The organism is Acinetobacter sp. 1294243 (assembly GCF_000588015.1).
Taxonomy (GTDB): Bacteria; Pseudomonadota; Gammaproteobacteria; order Pseudomonadales; family Moraxellaceae; genus Acinetobacter; species Acinetobacter pittii.
In genome coordinates, this window is the sequence record NZ_JFXG01000048.1 from 1 (window position 1) to 1,922 (window position 1,922).

Annotated in this window: 2 protein-coding genes, 2 tRNA genes and 2 pseudogenes; 3 read left to right on the top strand and 3 right to left on the bottom strand. The window is 40.9% G+C overall.

What is annotated here, in order from left to right; translation table 11 throughout:
* Together J655_RS24085 and hisB are read right to left on the bottom strand one after the other, a co-directional pair.
* Nucleotides 1-184: pseudogene (locus J655_RS24085) on the bottom strand (imidazole glycerol phosphate synthase subunit HisH); the annotation flags it as partial.
* Nucleotides 184-777 carry an imidazoleglycerol-phosphate dehydratase HisB gene (gene hisB, locus J655_RS24090; protein WP_002116767.1) on the bottom strand — a complete coding sequence of 198 codons (594 nt, stop codon included), beginning with the start codon at nt 775-777 and terminating at the stop codon, nt 184-186. The pseudogene J655_RS24085 and the gene hisB, both read right to left, overlap by 1 nt.
* Before the next feature lie 102 nt (nt 778-879).
* Here hisB and J655_RS24095 point away from each other — a divergent pair, with 102 nt between their 5' ends.
* The 3 genes from J655_RS24095 to J655_RS24105 all read left to right on the top strand — a co-directional run bounded on the left by J655_RS24095 (nt 880) and on the right by J655_RS24105 (nt 1,647).
* Nucleotides 880-1,263, top strand: coding sequence for a GNAT family N-acetyltransferase (locus tag J655_RS24095; RefSeq protein ID WP_002116928.1), 384 nt, complete (start codon nt 880-882; stop codon nt 1,261-1,263).
* 106 nt (nt 1,264-1,369) lie between these two features.
* A tRNA-Phe gene (locus J655_RS24100) sits at nt 1,370-1,445 on the top strand.
* Nucleotides 1,446-1,571: 126 nt separating this feature from the next.
* Nucleotides 1,572-1,647 (top strand) — tRNA-Phe (locus tag J655_RS24105).
* A gap of 168 nt (nt 1,648-1,815) precedes the next feature.
* On the opposite strand, the pseudogene J655_RS25040 reads toward J655_RS24105, so the two are convergent.
* Nucleotides 1,816-1,922: pseudogene (locus tag J655_RS25040) on the bottom strand (GNAT family N-acetyltransferase); the annotation flags it as partial.

Sequence of the window (1,922 nt, forward strand, 5' to 3'; positions counted from 1 at the left end):
CTGCTTCACGCATACCTTGCATACAGTCACGCATTGCACCCACACCTGGAAAAACAATTTTGTCGGCTTGTGCAATTAACTTTGGATCATTGGTCACATCGACTGTAGCACCCACATACTCAAGTGCTTTAGCAGCTGAGTGTAGATTGCCCATGCCATAATCAAGTAACGCGATACGTGTCATTAGAGGCTACCTTTTGTCGATGCAATCGTGTTTTCTGCACGTGGATCAACTTCACATGCCATACGTAAAGCACGAGCAAGTGCTTTGAACACACTTTCGATTTGATGGTGGCTATTTTTACCTTTTAAGTTATCGATGTGTAAGGTCATAAGCGCATGGTTTACGAAACCTTGGAAAAACTCAGAAAATAAATCGACATCAAAGGTACCGATGCGCGCACGAGTAAATGGAATATCCATGAATAAACCAGGACGACCAGATAAATCTACAACAACGCGAGATAAAGCTTCGTCTAATGGTGCATAAAAATGACCATAGCGTTTTAAACCTTTTTTATCGCCTAAAGCTTGTGCAAAAGCTTGTCCAAGCGTGATACCACAGTCTTCTACGGTGTGGTGATCATCAATCTCGAGGTCTCCATCACAATGAATATCGATATCAAATAAGCCATGTCGCTTGATTTGATCAATCATATGGTCTAAAAATGGAACTCCAGTGTTTAGTGTGCCTTGACCAGTACCGTCGAGATTTAAACGAACTCGAATTTTGGTTTCATTGGTATTTCTAACCACTTCACTGATACGTTGCGTCATGGACACGTTCCTCAAAAAACGTCAAAAATGATTGGATGTTAACGACAATTTCGCTGTGACGAATTCGTGACAGCATCATAGTTTGCTCAGGAGGGTTAATCAATGCCTATTACCGTACATGCTTATAGTTCTCTAGATAATTCAGAGATCCGCGATCAGCTTGAGCGACTGTATGATACAAGTCCGGAGTTTGGTGACGGGCACGATGCGATTGAACAACTTGAACAAGATTTACAACAGTATACCACGCTATACACTGCCGAATTTAACACCAAAATTATAGGTGCAATTTGGTCTTCAGGACAAGGCGAAAGCAAGGTCCTTGAATATATTGTTGTGCACCCTGCTAACCGTGGTCGTGGGGTAGCTGAGCGCTTAGTTGAAGAAGCTTGCCGCATAGAAGAGTCAAAAGGTGTTAAAACTTTTGAGCCAGGCTGTGGCGCGATTCATCGCTGTTTGGCTCACATTGGTAAACTACATCACTAAAAATTTCTATTATTTTGTAGTTGTGATTTAAAAATAATCACTTGTTACAAAAAACGCGGAAGTTGCTTGACGTCTTCTTGTAAACATTGTTTAATACGCCCACTTCGGCGTGATAGCTCAGTAGGTAGAGCAACGGATTGAAAATCCGTGTGTCCCCAGTTCGATCCTGGGTCTCGCCACCATTATTTGTGTTTTCAATCCCTGATCCCATCAGGGATTTTTTTTAAGTATAAAAAATACTCATTTAAATCAGAAACTCAGGATAATTGTTGACTATTGTTCTGAGATACGGCTTAATACAGGCCATCGGCGTGATAGCTCAGTAGGTAGAGCAACGGATTGAAAATCCGTGTGTCCCCAGTTCGATCCTGGGTCTCGCCACCATATTCGAAAAAGCCCCATTCATAATGTATGGGGCTTTTTTCATGCCTGTTTATTTAATAACAAGATTAAGACTTTACCTGTGTATAAATCTCATTTTATCCACAAGCAAAGAGGGTTATCCCCAATATCGCCTTAAGTTTTTAAAAATGGCTCAACTGAAACGTGGTTCTAATCATGAGAACTATCACGAATAAGTCGTTTTCCTAAACACACGGCTTCTACCTCGTCATAGCCAAGTTGTTCGTAAAAATTCAATACATTCAAATTGTCTTTAC